Raw genomic sequence first — 16172 nt, 5'->3', positions numbered from 1 at the left:
AAACATCCCTGAAAAATAGCGGGTTGATTCCAAATAGCCACTATAATCAACGTTTCAACATTTATATCGTGATGACTCATTTTTAATTAATCAATTTCATCTTTACTTACTAGTGTATAAACAGATAATACTTAAGAACAAGATGCGATTGCTATTTTTGAAAAAAAATAACTCTTATACTGCTGTTTTATTCTTTACTACTCGGAACAACGTTTTGCACTTTACCGCTAAATCGCGCACCTAAAGTTAAAATAGCAGGAAATTTTTTAATCATATGTAACACCCAAGATCGTGGCCAAGAGTTCATCATTGCAAGTTGTGCAAAAAATGAAGAAGAATAAATGCGGGTACTAAAATGTTTACGCCAGTGTTTCGTATAATGAATACCAATTTCATCCAAATCATTAATGCCTTTAAGATTCGATTTAAATTGGATTAAACTGTTTGACAGTAACCAAGCCGATTGCATGGCCATACTGATTCCTTCAGCAACAATGGGATGGGCTTCCCCGGCAATATTACCTACAAAAAAGATACCATCCCGATAACAAGAACGAATGCCAGGCCTAATTGGTCCAGCTGCCAGCCAGCTTCCTTCGCGTTCGGCACAGCCAAGAGCCTGCTTAACTCCCCGACACTGCGTCAATAGATAGTTAAAAACGGTTTCCCCTGCTTGGATACCTGGATTTTCTAAGCGTAAATCATCCAAAACATGACGACGAATACAACAAGAAAGAGTTGCTTTCTGCATACTACTATGAACCATTCCTCCATAACCCCCAGGAAAAGCAAGTAAGGGCATCAGATTTGTAGGCAAATTGGCATTTTTAAAGTGCGCTTTAAATGCAAACAGATCAGAAGATTGATGGATTTTGGTTTCTGATTGCGCAATTCTTTTCTCCCACGAACCATTAGCAATAACAATGAGTGGAGCAATTATCTCACCTATTTTATTATTTTCTTTTACAGAACTGATAAATAAACCATCTTTTTGACGACGATGTACATTAGTTACTTCACAAGGTTGCCAAACTTGCACTCCTTTTAATTTGGCTTTTTCTATGAGTTCTGTATCAAGATACTCTCGCGCTAATGCCCTGCCCCAAAGACCTTTTGAAGATGTAGAATATGGCATATTTGCTGTCAATATAACCTCATCAGCATACAAACCTACTTGTTTAATTTCTGGCCCTCCATGTGCTAAATAGAACTCTTCCAATCCAAGTTTCTGAAAAAGAGATAAACTGGTAGCCGATATAAATTCACCACAGACTTTTCTACGAGGAAATTTTTTCTTTTCGACCAAGCCAACCGTCCAACCCGCATCGGCAAGGAGTAATGCGGTGGTTGCACCAGCTGGTCCTCCGCCAATAATCAATGCATCCAAAGTCATAGGCTTTTATCCCTAATACTAAAGTCTATTTTATTTTCTTAACCAAAAGACCCTATTTCAAAATAAGAATACTCCACCAAAATGGGAAGTGCCATTTGATTTGATAATTTTTGATACATGCCTTGTGTAATAAAAACTCTAATTCTTTTCTGGTAAAACTTTTTTGAATCGAAAGCAGGCCATCATGAGTAATCAGCCGGTTATTAAACAATATAGGACTAATTATTTTATAAAGCCAATACGCAACAAAATTACGATGCAAGTCATTAATAACTACAGCTTTACGAGCTGTATCATTGGCTTTTATTAAAAAAGCAACTAACTCGTCATCATCCAGATGATGACAAACTAAATTAATTAAAATGATATCTACACTATTTGCTGTTATGTGAAGTTCTTGCTGGGGTTGTATTTTAAACTCAACTGCAATGCTTGCATTTTTTTGTTGCCATTCAGACAACTCTTTTTCTGCAAGTTGAATAGCCTCAGTTGAAATGTCTAATCCAAGCATTTTCATTCGAGGGTAATATTTACTCAGATGAAGCAAGAATAATCCTCCGCCACAGCCAACATCGGCCAGCATGGAGTTCTCAGGAAACTGTTGAATTAAATTAACCGTATTTTTAAAAATACCCATAATTCTATTGATTTTAAATAGTTTTTTTAAAGAGTATTCGTACTCTTGTGATGTATAGAAATCTGGACCGAGATCAATGATTTCCTTTTCCTTTGATCGTGTTTTGAATTTGGGCATGATCATTATAAATAATGAGAAATTTTCATTTTGCATTGTATACTTCAATATTACAATAATGATTTAATGTATCAATGCTCGTAAGACAACAACAGCGAGTCTATAGGGACAAAAATTCACAAGGGGACACAATGCAATCAAATATCACTGCGATTGGTATAGCAACCCCTCCGTTTATGCGAACACAAGATGAGATTGCCGATCTTATTTCTGTAGGATTTCATCTTGATGGATCACAAACAAAAATTTTAAAAAAAATCTATAAATCCTCAGGAATTGAGACTCGTTATAGTGTGTTAACTGATTATTGTAAACAACCAGGGCAATTTGAATTTTTTCCTAATACACCTCAAGAAAGTTTTCCGTCAACGTCACAGAGAATGGCTATATATAAAGAAAACGCCCTCAATTTAGCCATGGTATCCATTGAAAATTGTTTAAATAGCATTGATTTTGACCGAAGAAAAATTACTCATTTAATTACAGTGAGCTGTACTGGTATGTATGCCCCGGGGATTGATATAGAAATTGTCCAAAAGCTTAATTTATCCCCTTCCGTTAAGCGCACTGCGATTAATTTTATGGGCTGTTATGGTGCCTTTAATGGTTTAAAGGTAGCCAATGCATTTTGTCAAACAGAACCGAGCAGCAATGTGCTTCTGGTTTGTGTTGAGCTTTGTACGATACATTTTCAGAATGCTTTTAACATAGAAAGCATTGTCTCAAATGCTATTTTTGCTGATGGAGCTGCAACAGCGTTGATTCAGGGGGAAAACGCGAGTCAAAAACGTTTTGCTCTGGAGTCATTCTATTGTGATTTAGTACCTCAAACCAGCCAGGATATGGCATGGACCATTACCAATTACGGATTTGACATTATACTGAGCGCTTATGTGCCTGAAGCAATTCAATCGGGTATTTTTATGTTTGCTGAAAAATTGCTAAGACAATTAAATTATTCGTTTAATGATATAGATTTTTACGCAATTCACCCAGGTGGAATTAAAATTCTACAAGCATGCGAGAAGGCATTAAAGATTACGGCAGATGACAATCAATATTCTTATGATGTTTTAAGAAATTATGGGAATATGTCCTCTGTAACCATATTATTTGTATTAAAAAAAATATGGGATAAATTAGGCACACAAGATGATACGAAACATATTTTTAGTTGTGCTTTTGGACCTGGATTAACTCTAGAATCGATGATACTCAAAGTTAAACATGACTAATTTATTTATTCGAAAAGTCCCCTTTTCTAAAACTAAAAAACTATGGAGTCTTTTTGTATTAACCAGCTTTTTCCTATTGAGCATCTCAGGTTATACAAAAACAAATACTATACAATTTTTCTACTCAAACAATACTCAAATCCTGGACATGGAAAAAGCATTCCAGTATTTAATCGGTAAAGAGCAACACCAGCTCAAAAAAGCTGCCACTCGTATACTGCAAAGACAACATATGGAGTTAGGAGAATTTAAAAATGCTCTTGGAGCGTATACTGGGCAGGAAAATAAACTATTTACAGCGGAGAACTCAGAGATTTTTTTTGTTTCACCTTTACAAAAATTATCTCGAAAAAAAACATTACTAGTAGCCACAAGTTTAGCAAAACAACTCAAACAAGAAAGTGTAGCCGTTTTTATTCCTAACAAGACAGACTCAATTGCTCATATAAAATTGGTTTTTAGACACAATAAATTCACGATTACTGAGGTACTTCAACTAATTCAGAAGCTTCCCACCTCAATGAAACAGGCATTCACCATGAGATTTAAAAATTTGCACGTTGGTTTTGATTTTACAGAAGTTCAATCTATTGAATGGCTTGGAAATGATCTTAATACCACAGAGATTAAACATCTTTTTCCTTTTGATACGTTACTTTCTTATCATGGTGAGACTTACTTGGTTTTTAATACTGGGCGCTATCAAAAACTGTAAATTATTCTGAAAAATCACATAAAAAAATATCTGCAAACAATTCAAAGAGTTAATAAAGAAAGCTGTGATTTAATCTTGATTAAATTGGATTTTTGTCTATTGATATAGGCGCGGTTTTTTGGACGAAAAAAGGTAATTTTTAAGAGCTATTCTTCTAAGTAACAGAGGAGAATAGAATGAGCAAAAAAAGAAACTATTACACGGCATCAAAAAAATCAAAGATAGCAGTTGCGGCAATTGAAGGAAAATTGACTCAGGCTCAACTGACCAGCGAATACGGTGTGCATCCTACCCAAATTAAAGCATGGAAGCAAACAGCATTGCAGGCTATTTCAGATGCTTTTTCCAATTCTCATGATAAGGATAAAAAAAGAGCAAGCCGAGCTTGTTGGTGCTTTGTATGAGGAAATTGTCGACTCAAGCCCAATTATCATGGTTAAAAAAAGACTGCCACTGAGCTTGGATGAAAAGCGTAAGCTGATTGATAGCAACGTTGAAATATCAATCCGAGAACAATGCATGCTACTCGGATTGAGTATTTCCAGTTATTATTACAAAGCGTCTCCTATATCAGCAGAGGACGAGCGGCTCATGGCGCTGTTAGACGAGCATTATCTCCAGTATCCATGTGAAGGTAAAGTGAAGCGCGCACAATGGTTGTCCCTTGAAGTTGGCTATCCTGTTGGTAAACGACGCATCAAGAGACTCATGGAGGCTATGGGATTAGAAACCGTCTACCCAAAGCCAAATACAAGCGTTCCCAATAAAGAGCACACCGTGTACCCCTATCTATTACGTGACATCGATATCACTAAGCCTAATCAGGTCTGGGCTGCTGATATTACCTACGTGCGTATGAAGGGAGGCCATGTTTACTTGGTTGCCATCATGGACTGGTATAGTCGGTATGTGCTTCAATGGGCGGTGTCCCCAACATTAGAAGCAGAATTTTGTGTAGAGGCGCTAAAAAACGCGTTATTACAGGGGCGGTGTGATATTTTTAATACCGATCAGGGTGCTCAGTTCACGTCTAATGATTGGATCAATACCTTGAAGGCCCACAAAATCTCTATCAGTATGGATGGGCGCGGCCGATACCTCGATAATATTTTCATAGAACGTTTATGGCGCAGTGTTAAGCAAGAAAAACTCTATCGGTATGATTGAAACAATCGAAGAGATAGAGCTGGAATTAGCTGAGTATTTTGAATATTATAACAACCGAAGACTCCATCAGTCTTTTGGATATTTAACACCAGCTCAAGTGTATTTCGGACACCCTAGTACGGTTTCTAAAACATAGTTCGGTGTGTCATGGCTTACCCACAGGGTCCACAGGCCTATCCGAGACGATGAAGGCTCTACTGGCCTATGGACTTGTGGATAAGCCATTCTGTGAGAGCAGGAGTTAATAAACCAATTCGGAATAGCTCTTATTTTTCCTGAATTTTGTTCCAGATTACCAGACCTAGATTATATTCCTAAGTAATAGCAGTAAAATAAGGTGAGAATAGAGTTATTAAAAATGCTGTTCGTTTTGATGTGAATCATGTTGTTGTTTTAGTGATTTTTAACTTTTTCAGGAGAAAATCATGAAAAAAATACTTTCTGTTCTATTAATAACGGCGACTTTTTCTTCAACTTACGCTTCAGGGATAATAAATACCATTGTTTCATCACCAGGTAGTGGAGGAACAAGTACTACTGGTACTGGAGGAACCAATACTGGGACTAATTCTGGAATGAATTCCGGAACGAATACGGGTACAGGTACAGATAATGGAACCAACACCGGAACTAATACTGGAACCAGCACTGGTACAGATAATGGTAGTGATACTAATAACGGTACCGATAACAGCAGTACTACCTACTAAATAAAAAAATGCATGATTGTGTCTTTGAAAGCAATCCCTTTAAAGATTGCTTCCTAATACAGAGCATTAAGGCAATAACGTCTCGAGTTTTTTCCTCGGGACGTAGAGGATGAAGAAATCAGCAATACTACATCGAAAAAAAATGAACAAGAATAGGGTAATTCATTATACCCAAAATAATACGTAAACTAAAACTTCATCTGTTCTGGTTTACTGACATGTTCATGGCGTTGTAATACAGTATCAGGACGACATTCGGTTTTGTATAGATGATAATTCATGGCAAAAACCTCTTTTTGCATATTATCCTTAAAATATTTTATTGCGTCCTCATCTCCATAGTGCACAGCGAGATCAAGCCAATCAAAACCCGCTTGCCAATCCAGCTCTAATAATTCGGGAAATTCGACCTCAAGGTCAACATCCATCTCTTTTTTTAGCGTCTCAAGATCAGCAAAAGATATAAGCGCTATTTCAAATTGAGCACCGCTATATCGTTGCAGGCCAGGCGAAATTTCAGTAATTCGCTTTGCTGTGACTAAGGTATCTTCCATATACTCTTTAAAAGAAATAAGACGTTTAGCAGGTTTAGCAGGTTTAGCAGGTTTAAAAAATGGTTTCATTTTTAGAATGAGAAAATAGAATCAATAATGTACGCATTGTTCACAAAAGTAAATGCTTTTGTTCTATTACAAATTCATTATGCATCCTTCTATATCCTATTGGCCAATCAAATACCATATGGATATTAGGGCGTGTTGACAATTCATCCCCACCGCCTACGTGCCGCGACGTGTTCGCGGCAACCAGCCGATCTTAATCAGTGGCAAATTTCTTCATAAAGATCATGCCATTCTGTATTTAGGTTCTCAATCAAATGTAACTTCCACTGCCTGGGCCAATTTTTGAATCGCTTTTCACGTCGAGCAGCTTCTATATAGGTTTCATGAACCTCATAATAAACCAATATATGTACATTGTACTTAGCTGTAAATCCCGGAATCAGGTTGTTTTTATGTTCCCATACTCGTTTAATTAAATCGGATGTTGAACCAGCGTATAGTGTACCATTTCGCTTGCTTGCCATAATATAATAAAATGACGACTTCATTTGGCTTCCTTTGTTTTGCTCAGAGTGTTGGACTCAATGCGATGATATCACCTAAATTTCACGGATTACATTGGTAGCCAAATATAGGAACAAGCCATTGCGAGCATTGACGCATCATTTCTCTTCAATTTATCATATCTTGTGGCAACAGCTCGAAAATGTTTAAGTCGCGCAAATACGTTTTCAACTAGATGACGATATTTGTATAGACCCCAATCAATATCAGCATTCCCAGTTTTAGAGTTCGTCTTCCGAGGAATTATTGGAGTAGATGATTTTTGCCTAATCTGATCTCGAATTTCCTCGCTATCATATCCTTTGTCTGCAATGGTGTAATCAGCTTTAGGGAGTGTTTCAATGAGACCTGAAGCTGCTTTAGCATCATGTACCTCTCCGCCAGTCAATTGAAATTCAATCGGAAGGCCGCAAGCATCAACTGCCCTATGAATTTTTGTTGTAGCATTATCTCCTTTAGCTTAGACCATAGCTCATCACGGAGCATCAGTCTAGCCATTGCAAACTCGTTTTATACTTGATATTGAAATCGATATATTATGAGTTTGCTCTTATTCATCAATCGATTAGAGCAATGAATTAAGTTCATCTTTAACTTGACCATTTCCTGGATGCCGCGAACACGTCGCGGCACGTAGCCGGTGGGGATAAATTGGCAACACGCCCTATTTTATAGGAGATAAAAAAGTGGGAAAAAAATTATGTGTCATTGTTGGTGTTGAACAAGGAAATGGTGTTCCTTTTGCCTCATAAGTGCCTTATTTGTTAAGAATCTATAAATCATTTTCTTAATTATAAATAACTCGTTGATTGTTGAGCTTTATCGCTTAATTGGGATTAACTTTCCAATTGTACATGAATATCACGAGCATCAGATTGACCATGATCATCTACTACCCTAACTACAAATTTTCCCGGCTTTGCTTTCCATAAATAAGATTCTCCTGCTTTAGTTTTGGCAATAAACGTTTCGTTAATAAACCAGTATACATAAGCAATACCAGCATCGGTCACGGCAGTGAGGGGTATGGTATTATTTTGAGGAGAGTTCGCGCGAATAATATAACTAATCCCGTTTTGTGGCGAAGTAATGTGTGGATCGATACCCGAATTTCCAGACAAGGTACAATCAGGCTCAAAAAAGGGTGGAATATGTCTTTGTATCCCCGCCTTTTTAAATATACTCAACAAATCAGAAGGCCAAAACTCATAAATCTCAAAACGAGTATACTCATCCATATGGCAGGTCCGTAAACCTGTTTTACTATTTATAGCAACCTCACGATAAATTGTATCTGTTTTGATTGGAGATTTTCCAGGAATAAACCAGCTCCATTCAGTATCTTTACAATAACGTGTCGGCAGCATCCCAGAGGATTTACATACTTCTACTTTTCTCAAATTCATTTGCTCTGGATGTTTTTCCAAAGCATTTATTGGCCCTCGCTCATGATTTAATGCGTCAATCAACTCAAAAAATAAAGGAGCTGCAATGTCTTTGCCTATAAATGCAGGATTGGCCTTATTATCAAAATTTCCTACCCATACCGCTAATACGTATGGGCCAAATACTCCTACAGCCCATGCATCACGATAGCCTGAAGAAGTTCCAGTTTTCCATGCAACCTGTAAGCGTGTCCAGCTTTTAGAGCTATCATCTAAGCGAGGAGTATTTTTTAACATATCCAGTACGAGATAACTTGCTTCTGGGCTAAGCAGACGTGTTCCTTTTGGGTTTACTTCATTTTTAAAGGCTTGAATGGGTAACCAAATTCCATCATTTACCAGCATGGCATATAAGCTGACGAGTTCACTCATTGTTAATTCAGCCCCGCCCAAACTCAATGACAAGCCATAGTATGACTCTGATCGTAATTGACTAATTTGAGCTTTTTCTAATAATTGATGTAATGTTGGGTTAGTTAACTGACTAGCGAGATAAATTGCTGGGATATTACGGCTCAAAACTAAAGCATCTTTAGCTTTAATAGGACCTATAAAATCGTAATCAAAGTTTTCTGGGTTATAGCCATTAAAGCTGTGGGGCACATCTTTTAAAACAGTATCTGGATGAATTAAGCCCTGATCCAAAGCTAATCCATAGATAAATGGCTTTAAGGTGGACCCAGGTGATCGCTTGACCTCTGTACCATTAATTTGTCCGCTGATACTGGTATTGAAAAAATCAGCAGATCCCAACATTCCCTTTATACCCATATCGCGAGTATCTAAAAGTAAAACAGCTGCGTTATTTACTCCGATTCCCTTCTTTCTCGCAAGATAATGATGCGTAATGCGTTCAATAATCATTTGCGTACGATAATCCAAGGTTGTATCAATGCTTTGCTGTTTTTTTGATGCTTCAGATAAAATTTTATTTACAAAATGTGGTGCATTAAAAGGAAGCATATGAGTGTTTTGCATCACTAAAGGCAATGCAAACATTGCTTTTTTGTTAAGATCTTCTGGATGTTTGTTTAACCAGCGGCCCAACAAGTGCTCCCGAATTTGTTTTAACTCTTTATTGTTTGGTGTCCTTTTACCTGGATTTTGAGGAATGATGCTTAGGGTCAAGGATTGCGGCAAAGTAATTTTATGTGCTGGTGTACCAAAATAAACCAAACTTGCAGCACCTACTCCTTCAACATTGCCACCATAGGGTGCCAAATTTAAATAAGCTTCCAGAATTTGCTCTTTGCTATAATGCATTTCAATTTGTATCGCACGGATGATTTGTAATAACTTTCCTGAGATTTTTTTTGAATTCATACCATAACGCATTCGCGCCACTTGCATGGTAATCGTTGAGGCACCTACCCTTCGTGATTGGGCACCATACGTTTGCCATATGGCTTTCATTGTTGCCCAAGGATTGACTCCATAATGCCAATAAAAATATTGGTCTTCTTGCAATAAGGTTGCTTCAATAAGCTGCTTTGATATACCTGACAAAGGTGTAAACAGTCGGTATTTCTCATCCTGACTCAATGTTAACCTTAATAATTTATTGTGTTCGTCATAAACTGCTTTGGAAAAACTTGTTCCCTCCAGTAGGATGGGTTTAGGTAAAAAAAATAATATCAGATAGGCGCTGACAAGGAGCGTAATAAGGATTATGCTTAGACATTTAAATATTTTGTTCATAGTCGCTATTATGCACTAAATAGAATAAAATATATGCAAAAATTTTTCACCCCTTTCCACCTCTTGGGATAAATGATGAATAAAAATCCGCTATCTATATTACTAAATGCGTTTTCATCTGTTTTTGGCAAATTAAATTGGCGAAGCCCCCCTTGGGTGAATTACTTGTGTAATAAATCAAAATCATCTCCTCAAAAGTTTTGGGGAAGCAGCTTATTGATAATTCTTATTTTAATTTCAGCCGGATACTCCTTATACTGGTATAAAAACTTACCAAAACCAATTTATACCACGGCGCAAATCACAGTCCCGGAGATAACACCAAATACTGAAGAACAATTAGTTCCTAACAATTTGATTATTGATTTTGGTATAAAAAATAACGGATTTATTAATCAATCAGTTGCCCCTCTTAATCTGATTGGAAAAACAGTAAGCGAAGGCATAGTTATAACACCAAAAATTCCTGGGACATGGACATGGAATACAGACAGTCAATTAGTTTTTACTCCTTCAGAGGATTGGCCTGCAGGAAAAAAATATACAATTCTTTTTGCTGAGAGTGCTTTTGCTCCTAATGCCAATATGGAAAGTCGTAAGTTTACTTTTTCTACTCATCCTTTTAATGCCAAGATAACTGAGTTTAAGCTCTATCAAGATCCAGTTCATGCCGAGGTAAGAAATGCTGTAGCAACAATAGAGTTCAATTTTCCAGTTAATCCCCAAACTTTAGAACAACATACCTCTTTAGTGTATCAAACAAAATCAGGGTCTACTGGTGAAAATCTCCCCTTTACCTTTACTTACGATAAAAATAAACGGGTAGCATACCTGCATTCAGAAACGATAAAGATAAATGAAATAGCCCGTTTTTTACGTTTAACACTAGGCCAAAGCGTTACCTCATCGACTAATTCCGGTCATTTACTGCAAGAACAATCACAAAATTTACTGATTCCTAGCGCTAAAGATTTCCTTAAAGTTCTTTCTGCCTCAGCGTCCATTGTCCGCAATGATAAAGACAGGCCCGAACAAGTCCTTACTGTAGAAACTTCGTTAGGGGTAAATGAGAGTGAGTTTAATAAGTCAGTGCATATTTATTTGCTGCCTAAAGATCGCCCGGCAACCACTGCTGAAGCTGCCAAAGAGAGTTATCAATGGCAAAATCCAGGTGAAGTGACACAAGCGGTTCTTTCGCTTTCAACACCCTTGGCAAAAGAAGCGATTCCTACAGAGCAAAACTATTCCAACTTACACAGTTTTAAATTTAAAACCGAGGCCCCTCGATATATATACATTAAAATTGATAAAGGAATGCACAGTTTTGGCGATTTTACTTTAGGCAATGAATATGCAGCGGTGATTCCTGTTCCTGCAATCCCTAAAGAGATCAGCTTCTTACATAAAGGATCACTGCTGGCTTTAAGTGGAGAGAAAAAACTTTCAGTACTCGTTCGAGGCGTACCAGCAGTCAAATTTGATTTTGCCCGTGTTTTGCCGGAGAACATCAATCAACTGGTAACCCAAACTCAGGGTGATTTTAATAATCCCTATTTTATCAATCCTACTTTTAATCAACAGAATATTAGTCAAATCTCTTCAGAAATCCAAGAATTCGATATTTCTGATTTAGCCAAGCAACAGTATACTGCCCTTGACTTTAGCAAATATTTGACAATGAATACTAATACCCTGGGACCACAAGGGTTATTTTTATTACAAGCTACTGGCTGGGATGTCCACAATAAATCGGCTTTGGATGTAAAAGCAAGCCGTATGATATTAATCACCGATTTGGCTTTATTGGTAAAAGACAATCAAGACGGTAGTCACGATTTATTTGTTAACTCCATAACCCAGGGAACTCCTGTTGCCAATGCAACAGTCACTGTTTTGGGAAAAAATGGCTTGCCCATTTTATCGCGTGTTAGTGATGCTCAAGGACGCGTTACCTTCCCACCGTTAAAAGACTTTGTTGATGATAGAGAACCTATTGTATATCTGGCACAATTGAATAATGATGTGTCATTTATTCCATTCAATAATGCGAATAGACAATTAAATTTCTCTAAGTTTGATATTGGAGGGCTTTACACTAACAATCAAGAATTACACAGTTTAAGTGCTTATCTTTTCTCCGATAGAGGAATTTACAGACCAGGAGATACAGTCCATATCGGCATGATTGTCAAACAAGCCTATGCCCAACCCCAGCCAGGTGGCTTACCTTTGCAAGCCACTGTGGTTGATTCAAGGGGCACAACAATCAAAGATGAAAAAATTACTCTTAATGATCTAGGCTACATGGAATTGGATTTTGCCACAAATAACAGTTCCCCTACAGGTCAGTACATGGTCAATCTGTACTTAGTCAAAGATGGATATCCCCAAAATCTACTTGGATCTACAACCATTCGCGTTTCTGAGTTTTTACCCGATAGAATGAGAATCACTACCAGCTTGTCTCCAAAACCTTCTACTGGATGGAGCACTCCTGCTGGATTGAAGGGTGAGGTGAATCTTTGGAACTTATATGGCGCTCCTGCCGCTGATCGAAAAGTTAGTGCTAAGATTTTATTAGTACCCCAAAAGGTGCAATTCGATAAATATCCGGACTATGTCTTTGTTGATCCTTTGCTGGATCCAAAAAAACCGCCTAAGGTTTTCACTGAAACTTTGAATGATGCAAAAACAAATGATAAAGGCGAAGCAGAATTTGATTTAAATCTTGATCGTTTCGAAAAAGCGACATATCAATTAACATTTTTTGCTGAAGGTTTTGAGTCTGAAGGTGGCCGTAGTGTAACAAGCCAAAGTAAAACTCTAATTAGTCCACTGCCCTACTTTATAGGATATAAGCCGGATGGTGATTTATCCTTTATTAAGCAAAACAGTGCCCGAAGTGTTAATTATATTGCGATTAATCCTGGATTGAACAAGCAAGAAGTCAGTGATTTAAAGATACAACTGGTTTCGTTACACCCTGTTACAACTCTGGTTAAAAAAGCGGATGGAACCTACCAATATCAGTCCGTCATTCAATCCACAATAGTTAGCACCACACCTTTTAATATTTCGGAACAAGGTACTGATTACACTTTACCAACGCAACAAATTGGTGATTATTCTTTAAGTATTCTTGGTAAAGATAATACCGTACTTAATCAGTTAAAATTCAGTATAGTGGGCGCAAGTCAACAGCCCTTAGCCAAGAATGCTGAATTATCGATTAAACTGAATAAAACGGAATATCAAGCGAATGAGGATATTGAAATCCAAATTACCGCACCCTATACAGGCTCCGGTTTAATAACCATAGAGCGCGATAAAGTTTATGCAGCACAATGGTTCAAAACAGATACTACTAACTCCGTTCAAACCATCCACATACCTGCTGATTTTCAAGGAGATGGCTACATCAATGTTGCTTTTATACGTGATTGGAGCTCACCAGAAATATTCATAAGCCCGCTCAGCTATAATGTGGTCCCTTTCACTGTGAACCATGAGAATCACAACATAAAGATTAATCTGCAAACTGCATCAGTTGCACGTCCAGGCCAACCTTTCACTATAGATTATCATACAGATAAACCTGGAAAGATAATTGTCTTTGCAATCGATGAAGGCATTCTGCAAGTCGCGCGCTATACAACCCCAGATCCTTTATCATTCTTCTTCCAAAAGCATGCTCTTGAAGTATTGACCCAGCAAACTGTGGATCAAATCATGCCAAAATTTATTCAAGATCGTGAGCTTTCTGCCGTTGGTGGTGATAATGGTGAAGAAGGAATGGCAAGCCGCCTTAATCCGTTCAAGCGGAAAACCGAATTGCCTGTCGCTTATTGGTCAGGCATTGTTGATACCGATTCAAATAATCATCAACTGGTCTATCAAGTTCCCGATTATTTTAATGGAACATTACGAGTCATGGCAGTAGCAGTATCATCTGATTCTGTTGGTTCAAAAGAGACTTCTGCCGAAATTCGTGGGGATTTTATTATTAACCCTAATGTTCCGACTTTTGTTGCCCCAGGAGATGAGTTTGAAATATCTACATCGATTGCAAATAATATTAAAGACTCTGGGGAACATGCACTGATCAATGTTGATTTGTCCGCTTCACCTGAAATTGAAATCGTCGGCTCCCCTACACAAACATTAGAAATTGCTGAAGGTCACGAACAGACGGTTCATTATAAATTAAAGGCTAAATCTCTTTTAGGAGCGGCTAAATTAACCTTCAAAGCCAGTATGGGGGATAAATCAAGTACAATGGGTGCTACACTAAGTATCAGACCAGCTACGCCGCTTAGCACCTACATCAATAGTGGGAAATCAGAAGACGCACAAAAAACTCTGGATATTATGCAAACGCTTTATCCAGAATATCGTAAAGTGAGTGCTACTGTCTCTACTAGCCCGATGATTTTGGTATTTGGTTTACAACGTTATTTGGATAATTATCCTTATGGTTGTACTGAGCAATTAACCAGTAAAGCCCTCCCCTTATTGGTAATGAACAACCAATCTGGTTTTGGTGAAGAAACAAAGCAAGTGAATGAAAAAGTAAACGCTGCAATTCAAATGCTAAGCCAGCGCCAGATGTCTAATGGCGGCTTTAGTTATTGGCCAGGGCTTGGCGATAACCAAGGTAATGATTTTGCTACAGTTTATGCGATGCATTTCTTAACTGAAGCAAGATCGCAAGGGTTTAATATTCCAAATGAACTGTTCTTTAATGGAATTAACTATCTTAAGACCCTGTCAAGTCAAAATGTCTCTGATCTGGATACAGCGAGAATTCAGGCATACGCTATTTATATTTTAACCCGCAATGAAATCGTTTCCACCAATTATCTTGCAAATCTGCAGTTGTATCTAGAAAAGGATAAAACGAATGCATGGAAGAGTGATATTACCTCAGCATATATTGCTGCATCGTATCAACTCCTACAAAGTCATGATGAGGCAAATCAATTAATTGGTCTGTATAAGCCACAAAATAATCAGGCTTATGTTACAGATTTTTATAGTAGTGCCATTGCCGATGCTCAATATTTATATCTTATAGCGAAGCACTTCCCTAATCTTTTGCCACAGGTAGGTGATGAGCTACTCAATCGCTTAATTCAAGCAGTCAATAATGATGAGATCAATACTGTTTTATCTGGATTTACCAGTCTGGCCTTAGGTGCCTATCATCCCAATCTTCCTAATGAATCAGTATCAGCCTTATCGATGACCAAGATCATGGCAAATAATAAAGAAGTTATTGCTCCAGCGACTAATGCAAACTATCAAAAAACGGATATTGATCCTGATGTCCTAAAGATACGTTTAAACAACCCGGATAAGAAAACATTTTTCTATCAACTAATGCAATCAGGTTTTAATCGAGACATTCCAAAAACGCCTTTAAAACAAGGCCTGGAAATTTTCCGAGAATATAGAGATGCAAAAGGAAATGCAATCAGCACAACTACCCTGGGAAGCGAAATTGAAGTACATATCCAAATTCGTGCATTAGGTAATGATTATTTGTCTAATATTGTGATTGAAGATCTGTTGCCAGGCGGTTTTGAAGTCGTAACCGACTCTGTAAAAAATACGACAATGGATTTTGTTGATGTGCGTGAAGATAGAGTGAATTTCTTTGGTGGAGTTGAGTCTGTTGCAAAGGAAATTGTTTATAAAATAAAAGCAGTGAATATAGGCAAATACATTGTTCCCCCTGCTTATGCGGAAGCAATGTACAATCCAAATACAAAAGCACAAGGTGTTTCTTCAGTAATTACGGTGACTGAGGCACCTTAACCTTTGTATTATTGAATTGTAGCCTGGATTAACGCTACGTAAATTGGGGATTTTTGTCGTCATCCTGAGTGATAACGTGGGAGCTTCAACTATGACGTCGTGCTATTTCAT

The 16172-nt window shown here is 37.6% G+C and carries 12 protein-coding genes and 1 pseudogene; 7 read left to right on the top strand and 6 right to left on the bottom strand.

Annotated features, from left to right (window positions below; all coding sequences use genetic code 11):
- Positions 1-187: 187 nt before the first annotated feature.
- Together OQJ26_RS16430 and OQJ26_RS16425 are read right to left on the bottom strand one after the other, a co-directional pair.
- Complete coding sequence (locus OQJ26_RS16430; RefSeq protein WP_265704805.1) at positions 188-1393, bottom strand: NAD(P)/FAD-dependent oxidoreductase; 1206 nt, start codon at positions 1391-1393, stop codon at positions 188-190.
- Positions 1394-1445: 52 nt separating this feature from the next.
- Entirely contained in the window at positions 1446-2147 is a 702-nt protein-coding gene (locus OQJ26_RS16425; protein ID WP_265704804.1) for a methyltransferase domain-containing protein, read from the bottom strand.
- A 74-nt stretch (positions 2148-2221) separates the two neighbouring features.
- Between OQJ26_RS16425 and OQJ26_RS16420 the strand changes: the two genes are divergently transcribed.
- The 6 genes from OQJ26_RS16420 (at position 2222) to OQJ26_RS16395 (ending at position 5974) form a co-directional block, all read left to right on the top strand.
- Entirely contained in the window at positions 2222-3382 is a 1161-nt protein-coding gene (locus OQJ26_RS16420) for a type III polyketide synthase (RefSeq protein WP_265704803.1), read from the top strand.
- 148 nt (positions 3383-3530) lie between these two features.
- Positions 3531-4097, top strand: coding sequence for a hypothetical protein (locus tag OQJ26_RS16415; RefSeq protein WP_265704802.1), 567 nt, complete (start codon positions 3531-3533; stop codon positions 4095-4097).
- A gap of 176 nt (positions 4098-4273) precedes the next feature.
- On the top strand, positions 4274-4501 hold the full coding sequence (locus tag OQJ26_RS16410; protein WP_265704801.1) for a hypothetical protein: 228 nt from the start codon (positions 4274-4276) through the stop codon (positions 4499-4501).
- Positions 4452-5264, top strand: a complete 813-nt coding sequence (locus tag OQJ26_RS16405; protein WP_265704800.1) for an IS3 family transposase — start codon at positions 4452-4454, stop codon at positions 5262-5264. Before OQJ26_RS16410 ends, OQJ26_RS16405 begins: the two co-directional genes overlap by 50 nt.
- Positions 5257-5400, top strand: a complete 144-nt coding sequence (locus tag OQJ26_RS16400) for an IS3 family transposase (protein ID WP_265704798.1) — start codon at positions 5257-5259, stop codon at positions 5398-5400. The genes OQJ26_RS16405 and OQJ26_RS16400 overlap by 8 nt, the downstream gene beginning before the upstream one ends.
- A gap of 289 nt (positions 5401-5689) precedes the next feature.
- A complete protein-coding gene (locus tag OQJ26_RS16395) occupies positions 5690-5974 on the top strand; it encodes a hypothetical protein (protein WP_265704797.1) in 285 nt (94 codons plus the stop codon).
- Positions 5975-6162: 188 nt separating this feature from the next.
- Here the strand turns inward: OQJ26_RS16395 and OQJ26_RS16390 are convergent, their stop codons facing one another.
- From OQJ26_RS16390 to pbpC, 4 genes and pseudogenes are all read right to left on the bottom strand, one after another.
- On the bottom strand, positions 6163-6597 hold the full coding sequence (locus OQJ26_RS16390) for a hypothetical protein (RefSeq protein ID WP_265704796.1): 435 nt from the start codon (positions 6595-6597) through the stop codon (positions 6163-6165).
- A gap of 197 nt (positions 6598-6794) precedes the next feature.
- A complete protein-coding gene (locus OQJ26_RS16385; RefSeq protein ID WP_265704795.1) occupies positions 6795-7085 on the bottom strand; it encodes a GIY-YIG nuclease family protein in 291 nt (96 codons plus the stop codon).
- A 65-nt stretch (positions 7086-7150) separates the two neighbouring features.
- A pseudogene (locus OQJ26_RS16380) lies at positions 7151-7558 on the bottom strand (IS5 family transposase); the annotation flags it as partial.
- A gap of 379 nt (positions 7559-7937) precedes the next feature.
- Positions 7938-10244 carry a penicillin-binding protein 1C gene (gene pbpC, locus OQJ26_RS16375; protein ID WP_265704794.1) on the bottom strand — a complete coding sequence of 769 codons (2307 nt, stop codon included), beginning with the start codon at positions 10242-10244 and terminating at the stop codon, positions 7938-7940.
- 75 nt (positions 10245-10319) lie between these two features.
- Here pbpC and OQJ26_RS16370 point away from each other — a divergent pair, with 75 nt between their 5' ends.
- A complete protein-coding gene (locus tag OQJ26_RS16370; protein WP_265704810.1) occupies positions 10320-16061 on the top strand; it encodes an alpha-2-macroglobulin in 5742 nt (1913 codons plus the stop codon).
- The last annotated feature ends 111 nt before the right edge of the window (positions 16062-16172 follow it).

The sequence above is a fragment of the Legionella sheltonii genome, from assembly GCF_026191355.1.
GTDB lineage: Bacteria > Pseudomonadota > Gammaproteobacteria > Legionellales > Legionellaceae > Legionella > Legionella sheltonii.
This window is presented reverse-complemented; position numbering and strand designations above follow the sequence as displayed.

Excerpts from the sequence above, each read along its gene's own strand:
- OQJ26_RS16430 (WP_265704805.1), bottom strand. The coding sequence starts at position 1,393 with ATGACTTTGGATGCATTGATTATTGGCGGAGGACCAGCTGGTGCAACC.
- OQJ26_RS16425 (WP_265704804.1), bottom strand. The coding sequence starts at position 2,147 with ATGCCCAAATTCAAAACACGATCAAAGGAAAAGGAAATCATTGATCTC.
- OQJ26_RS16420 (WP_265704803.1), top strand. The coding sequence starts at position 2,222 with ATGCTCGTAAGACAACAACAGCGAGTCTATAGGGACAAAAATTCACAA.
- OQJ26_RS16415 (WP_265704802.1), top strand. The coding sequence starts at position 3,531 with ATGGAAAAAGCATTCCAGTATTTAATCGGTAAAGAGCAACACCAGCTC.
- OQJ26_RS16410 (WP_265704801.1), top strand. The coding sequence starts at position 4,274 with ATGAGCAAAAAAAGAAACTATTACACGGCATCAAAAAAATCAAAGATA.
- OQJ26_RS16405 (WP_265704800.1), top strand. The coding sequence starts at position 4,452 with ATGATAAGGATAAAAAAAGAGCAAGCCGAGCTTGTTGGTGCTTTGTAT.
- OQJ26_RS16400 (WP_265704798.1), top strand. The coding sequence starts at position 5,257 with ATGATTGAAACAATCGAAGAGATAGAGCTGGAATTAGCTGAGTATTTT.
- OQJ26_RS16395 (WP_265704797.1), top strand. The coding sequence starts at position 5,690 with ATGAAAAAAATACTTTCTGTTCTATTAATAACGGCGACTTTTTCTTCA.
- OQJ26_RS16390 (WP_265704796.1), bottom strand. The coding sequence starts at position 6,597 with ATGAAACCATTTTTTAAACCTGCTAAACCTGCTAAACCTGCTAAACGT.
- OQJ26_RS16385 (WP_265704795.1), bottom strand. The coding sequence starts at position 7,085 with ATGAAGTCGTCATTTTATTATATTATGGCAAGCAAGCGAAATGGTACA.
- pbpC (WP_265704794.1), bottom strand. The coding sequence starts at position 10,244 with ATGAACAAAATATTTAAATGTCTAAGCATAATCCTTATTACGCTCCTT.
- OQJ26_RS16370 (WP_265704810.1), top strand. The coding sequence starts at position 10,320 with ATGAATAAAAATCCGCTATCTATATTACTAAATGCGTTTTCATCTGTT.